Raw genomic sequence first — 6,009 nt, 5'->3', positions numbered from 1 at the left:
TGAAAGCCTACACGCAGAAAGAACGTGTGAAAAATAACTTCACGGGTGAATATGAAGAGCCCGATGAACGGCAGATGCGTTCGATTGAAGAGCGAATCGATATTCCTGAAACCAGGAAAGATGATTTCCGTCGTGAAATTATGAATTACATCGGTGCATTGTCAATGGATGGAAAAACGTTCGATTACAAAACCAACGAACGGTTGCAGAAGGCTCTCGAAATGAAACTGTTCGAGGACCAGAAAGATACTATCAAGCTAACCAGTCTGGTATCGAATGTTGTCGATGCGGAAACGCAAGAGAAAATCGATATCGTCAAAACCAGATTGATTCGAAATTATGGATATGACGAAGAATCAGCCACAGATGTCATGCAGTATGTTGCCAGTATTTTTGCTCGCGGCGATACGAAGAAAAGCAGTGACGCCGCCTGATCCTTAATTCGGAGTTCGTAAATTGATATGAAAACTGAGAGAAGAAGGAATTGTTAAGAGCCGGCAAACTCTGATTCCCTGTCCAGAAAGGGTCTCAATAATATGGTACGCAGAATCGATCGTGACCAACAGCGCTTTGATAAAATTATCAAAGGGAAGGTTCGCCAGCAGCTTAGGAAGTATATCAATCATGGTGAGATGATTGGTCGCAAAGGTCGGGAAACCGTCAGCATTCCCGTGCCGAATATCGAGATTCCCCATTTTCAACATGGTGAAAAAGGGAGTGGGGGTGTAGGGCAGGGCGATGGCGAAGTCGGGGAAGCGATCGGCCGGGGAAAATCGGACGGCGATGGCCAGGGACAGGCCGGCAATGATCGTGGTCAGCATATTCGAGAAGTGGAATTATCTCTCGAAGAGTTGGCAGACATGCTTGGCGAAGCACTTGAACTGCCGCGGATTGAACCCAAAGGAGATGATCAGCTTACTTCGGAAAAGGACCGTTATACTTCGATCCGACCGACGGGCCCCGATTCATTACGACATTTTAAACGGACCTACAAACGGGCTCTCAGACGGATGATGGCTACAGACAACTATGACCCGAAAGACCCGGTCATTGTTCCAGCCAAAGATGACGAGCGCTATCGAAGCTGGAAAACCGTTTCCGAACCACATACGAATGCAGCCGTCATTTATATGATGGATGTTTCGGGGTCGATGACCGACGTGCAGAAGGAAATTGTGCGCACGGAATCTTTCTGGATCGATACCTGGCTGAAGCGACAATACAACGGCATTGAAAGACGCTATATCGTACATGACGCTGTTGCTCATGAAGTGGATGAAGATACCTTCTACCGCATTCGCGAAAGTGGTGGAACGCGTATCTCATCCGCTTACCGGGCAGCCGACCAGATTATTAAACGGGATTTCCCCCCTTCGATGTGGAACATCTACTGCTTCCAGTTTTCTGACGGTGATAACTGGGGCGAAGATAATTCGGAATGTATTGAAAGTCTCAAGCAGAATATCATCCCGATCTGTAATCTCTTCTGTTACGGCCAGGTAAGAAGCCCTTATGGCTCGGGAGATTTTATTAAAGAGCTGCGAAAGGTTGAGGAAGAATTTGAAAATCTGATTCTATCTGAAATTGAAGACAAGGAGGGCATCTACGGTTCCATTAAGACGTTTCTGGGAACCGGGAAATAGAGTTCACATTGTATGCTGCCCTCAGAAGTAGCGTACAGTCAGCCGATGATTCAAACTGCATTGATTGCTGACGGAGGAGAATATGGTAGTAACAACGCATCGCCCTTTACCAAAGGTGTTAAGCGATATCCAGCAGGAGATGGAGCAGCATGCGCTCGATTATGGTCTGGACTTCTTCAAAACGATTTTCGAAGTTCTAGATTATGAAGAGCTGAGCATGTTTGCTGCGTACGGCGGGTTCCCTGTACGTTACCCACACTGGCGATTTGGTGCGCAGTATGATGAGTTGATGAAAGGCTATTCGTATGGTTTGCAGAAAATCTATGAAATGGTGATCAATACGGACCCCTGTTATGCCTATTTGTTGAGCTGCAATGATATCACCGATCAAAAACTGGTGATTGCTCATGTTTACGGCCACTGTGATTTTTTTAAGAATAATGCGTGGTTCTCACACACGAATCGTAAGATGCTCGACCAGATGGCCAATCATGCGACGCGCGTGAATCAGCATATTGATACTTTTGGTTATGAAACGGTTGAGATGTTTATCGATACCTGCCTTTCCCTGGAAAGCCTGATCGACCCTTATCTGCCTCATATCAGACGGACTAAGAAGTCGGAGTCCAGAGCGGATGCGAAAAAACGAAGTGATGCAGAAGGGGATAATGCAGGAGGGCGGTTTCCGGCGAAGGTTTATATGGACCGCTATATCAATCCGGAAGACATCCTCGAAGAAGAAGCCGATCAGAAACGAATCAAAGCGCAGGAAATGGCTGATCAACTAAAGTTTCCGAAAGAACGCTTGCGTGATGTGTTGCACTTTTTGATTCAATATGCACCGTTGGAAGATTGGCAGCGTGATGTGCTATCGATCATTCGGGACGAGGCTTACTACTTTGCACCGCAAGGGCAGACTAAGATCATGAACGAAGGCTGGGCCAGTTTCTGGCACTCTACGATCATGACGAAGCATGGCCTGACAGATCAGGGTTTAATCAATTACGCCGACCATCACAGTGGCACGATGGCAACCAGTCCGAATCGATTGAATCCGTACAAGCTGGGGATCGAACTGCTGAAGGATATCGAAGAACGTTGGAATAAAGGGCAGTTTGGTCCTGAATATGAAAACTGCACAGATATGTTTGAGAAAGAACATTGGGACAAAGATACGGGATTAGGAAGAGAAAAAATATTTGAAGTGCGGCGTATTCACAATGACATTACGTTTATCGATACGTTTCTGACTCCCGAATTCTGTTATAAAAACCAGATGTTTTCATTTGGATTCAACGATTCCAATAAAACTTACGAAATTCAATCGCGAGAATTTCAACAAATCAAACAGCAGTTACTCAGCAGTTTGAGTAATCATGGTCGGCCTGCGATATACGTTCAGGATGGAAACTATAAAAACCGCGGCGAGCTTTATCTGGAACACGATTATCTGGGTGTCGAGTTGAAACTCGATTATGCACAGGACACGCTGGTCAATTTGCACAATATCTGGAAACGGCCTGTGAATATCGAAACCGTGATTGATGACAGACCAACTATCCTGAGTTATGACGGCAAGAATCACTCTACGAATTCGAAAGAGAAAAAATAATATCCTCGTAAGGAGGATTGAGTTATGACGGTACTGAATCAATTAAATCATGAACTGACGCAATTAACAGGATATCATTCTGCACAGCCGAGAACCGTGACTTTAGCTGCTAAAGGCAAGATCGAAGTCATGATCGATTTTACATCGGTAGATTCCATGAGCTGTTCGTTTCAGGAAATCCGAGTCAATGTGCCTGCGCTGTCACAGACGGCATTTGACAAGCTGAAAGAATGGGGTCAGAAACTCTGTCAGCGAGTCACTTATCTTCTGGAGAACATCGGACCGCTGGAATACGATGAAGATGCCGGGCAGGTATTGATCCGCTCAACGCCACCGGACCAGAATCAAGCCGGGACGCAGTTCTATGAAGTGATTCTCTCTTCGCATTCCAACGGACACTTCAGTTTGAAACGCTTCGTCTCGCAGGCCGGCCAGAGTGGCCGCACTCAGGTTGATCTGCAGGTCACGCACGAGGTCTTACGAAAACTGGTCGAAGATCTTGTTGATACTGTTCCCTGAGCATCCACAGAAACCAGGGATTCAAGCGCTTCCAAATTTCACGAACCGCTGAGCCGCACCAGTCTCAACTTGATTGACGCTGAATGACCGGGAAACGTCATTTACCGGTCATTAAATTTGTCAGTCAATTGAAGGGCTGAAGCTTCCTATTGACTGGTTGATTCAGTTTGGTACGATTTTTACGTTGTTTGGAAAGACCTGTATTCAAAACTTCTACCAGCGCTGATAGCATCATATTCAGCATCGTGCAGGTGACTACGCACTTTCTAAGACCGATTCTTTATAACGTTATTTGCTAACGATGAGGGGGCCACCGATTGATCGTTTTTTTTTTCTGATTCGAGTATTTTGGGCATCACCGAATACGCTTCTAGGTTTGGTGATCGGCAGCGTTGGAATGTGCTTCGGCGGACGCGCACGAATTCGCGGTCGAGCCATCGAGTTTTATGATGGTGGCACAAAGTGGTTTGTACATCGACTGCCGCACGGTCAATTCACACTCGCACTGACACTTGGCCATACAATCCTCGGCCAAACTGACGCGTCACTGGATATTTCACGCAAACATGAAACCGTCCATATCCTTCAGTATGAGCGTTGGGGACCATTGTTTTTGCCTGCCTATTTTCTTTCGTCAATCTACATGTGGCTGGTCGGTCGGCGTTTCTATCGCGATAATCCATTCGAGCGCGAAGCATATAATGTCGACGGTGGGGAACATGATTGATAACACAATGGTCGATTCCTCAACCCCGTTATTCAAGGCGGGGGAGACAAACATCGGCTAAAGCCACTTTTAAGAGATTCTCCAAAGCAACAGAATCAGGGGCTGCTTAGCCCACTCTTGATGATAGAGAGAACTCACATTCTGAAACAGGAGAGGTTAAGACTGTTTTCTATAGCGAGTCCAGTTTAACGCCATCTGCGCCAGTGCCGGCATTATTCCCTTTGATCTCGCCTGTGGCAGGATTATAAATCCATCCGACAATTTCCGTACCATCTTTGGCTGTTTCATCGGGAGCCGTACCAGGGACGTCTGTCACAATCATAATACCACGACCACCCGTATAAGGATTGGCAGGAATCGTTCCAATCAGGTAAGGGCCCAGTGGTTTGGTACCAATAGCGCCTGTGGTGCCATCTTTATCGCTGGAAAGCAGAAAAGCATTTCGGAAATCATCCGTTTTTGTAGAGCCACTTGCAGGATATTTATAGTTATGTTGAACCATATAAAACTGGATCTGACTTCGCATTATCTGTAAATCTTGAGCGAGAACAGACTCTTTGGCGTCATCATTCGTTGACGTAAATTGTGGCAAAACTGTTGCAGCCAAAATACCCAAAACCACGACGACTATCAGGACTTCGACAAGGGTGAAACCCGCGCGTTTCCCTTTTCGTTGTTTTGTTTTCATCATGATCCATCTCCGAAATTTCCAAATATGACAGGTGTATTCACATAGTCATATTTCTTAGTGAATAGGGGTTATTCAGTTTATCTTTCCCTATAGAAAGCATGAGGTCACTAAATGCTTTAAGATATAAATTAATAGTCGTGATTTTAAATCGCACGTATCAGATCCTGTATCACGTTGACCCTCTCAGCAGTGCTGCCGATTGAGTGACCATCAAAAATCTATGCTTTTTTTTCAAGTGGTCAATTTAAATTTTAAGAGAATTCCCGGTTCACCCGTCGTTATAAAACGACTGCAACGATTAAATCGATACGGCAGTAATAAAAATATTTTGTATACTTTTAGCTGCTGGAATCATTTACAGTATGCTAGAACCATGGCCAATATCTTTGCATGTATTTGTTCCCTATCAGCTTCATGTATAAACGAGTCAATGCAAGTGAATAACAAGTTCTGCCATCAAATCATGCGTACTCTCATATTCAATACGGTAATCCTAATGACAGTATTGGGCTGCACACCGACGGTTCAAGACACGCCGACCGGAACCGCCCCCGATTTGACGACGAGCACAAATCTGAAGTTCGCTTCCGCCGATGAAGTAACAGCAGCACTTGAAGAACGTTGGCCGCTGGACGCCATCAACACATATTGCATTCCTGAACGACGCCACAACCCTCTTTATCAAAACCTGGTTCCAGACAGCGGCGTGACGTGGGAGGGAAAACTCCACAAAAATTTAAAGACTGGCTTTGACTCTATTAGTCCCGCATTTCCCAGATGACTTCCCTCGCTTTGGCACGTAATTTGCGCCATACCC

The 6,009-nt window shown here is 45.6% G+C and carries 6 protein-coding genes and 1 pseudogene; 6 read left to right on the top strand and 1 reads right to left on the bottom strand.

Annotation, left to right across the window (positions count from 1 at the left end; genetic code table 11):
• The 5 genes and pseudogenes from Q0668_RS10795 to Q0668_RS10775 form a co-directional block, all read left to right on the top strand.
• A pseudogene (locus tag Q0668_RS10795) lies at nucleotides 1-434 on the top strand (serine protein kinase); the annotation flags it as partial.
• A 102-nt stretch (nucleotides 435-536) separates the two neighbouring features.
• The gene (locus Q0668_RS10790; protein ID WP_298864121.1) at nucleotides 537-1,643 is read left to right on the top strand and encodes a DUF444 family protein; all 1,107 of its coding nucleotides are present in this window, start codon (nucleotides 537-539) and stop codon (nucleotides 1,641-1,643) included.
• A gap of 82 nt (nucleotides 1,644-1,725) precedes the next feature.
• On the top strand, nucleotides 1,726-3,255 hold the full coding sequence (locus tag Q0668_RS10785) for a SpoVR family protein (RefSeq protein WP_298864118.1): 1,530 nt from the start codon (nucleotides 1,726-1,728) through the stop codon (nucleotides 3,253-3,255).
• Nucleotides 3,256-3,279: 24 nt separating this feature from the next.
• The gene (locus Q0668_RS10780) at nucleotides 3,280-3,774 is read left to right on the top strand and encodes a hypothetical protein (protein WP_298864115.1); all 495 of its coding nucleotides are present in this window, start codon (nucleotides 3,280-3,282) and stop codon (nucleotides 3,772-3,774) included.
• Nucleotides 3,775-4,153: 379 nt separating this feature from the next.
• The gene (locus tag Q0668_RS10775; protein WP_298864112.1) at nucleotides 4,154-4,501 is read left to right on the top strand and encodes a hypothetical protein; all 348 of its coding nucleotides are present in this window, start codon (nucleotides 4,154-4,156) and stop codon (nucleotides 4,499-4,501) included.
• A gap of 169 nt (nucleotides 4,502-4,670) precedes the next feature.
• Here the strand turns inward: Q0668_RS10775 and Q0668_RS10770 are convergent, their stop codons facing one another.
• On the bottom strand, nucleotides 4,671-5,192 hold the full coding sequence (locus Q0668_RS10770) for a prepilin-type N-terminal cleavage/methylation domain-containing protein (RefSeq protein WP_298864109.1): 522 nt from the start codon (nucleotides 5,190-5,192) through the stop codon (nucleotides 4,671-4,673).
• Nucleotides 5,193-5,688: 496 nt separating this feature from the next.
• Here Q0668_RS10770 and Q0668_RS10765 point away from each other — a divergent pair, with 496 nt between their 5' ends.
• Entirely contained in the window at nucleotides 5,689-5,973 is a 285-nt protein-coding gene (locus tag Q0668_RS10765; protein ID WP_298864106.1) for a hypothetical protein, read from the top strand.
• Nucleotides 5,974-6,009 lie beyond the last annotated feature (36 nt).

Source organism: uncultured Gimesia sp. (assembly GCF_937910335.1).
Taxonomy (GTDB): Bacteria; Planctomycetota; Planctomycetia; order Planctomycetales; family Planctomycetaceae; genus Gimesia.
This window is presented reverse-complemented; position numbering and strand designations above follow the sequence as displayed.

Bases quoted from the DNA above. Each gene is read 5' to 3' on its own strand.
- Q0668_RS10790 (WP_298864121.1), top strand. From the start codon at position 537: ATGGTACGCAGAATCGATCGTGACCAACAGCGCTTTGATAAAATTATC.
- Q0668_RS10785 (WP_298864118.1), top strand. From the start codon at position 1,726: ATGGTAGTAACAACGCATCGCCCTTTACCAAAGGTGTTAAGCGATATC.
- Q0668_RS10780 (WP_298864115.1), top strand. From the start codon at position 3,280: ATGACGGTACTGAATCAATTAAATCATGAACTGACGCAATTAACAGGA.
- Q0668_RS10770 (WP_298864109.1), bottom strand. From the start codon at position 5,192: ATGATGAAAACAAAACAACGAAAAGGGAAACGCGCGGGTTTCACCCTT.
- Q0668_RS10765 (WP_298864106.1), top strand. From the start codon at position 5,689: ATGACAGTATTGGGCTGCACACCGACGGTTCAAGACACGCCGACCGGA.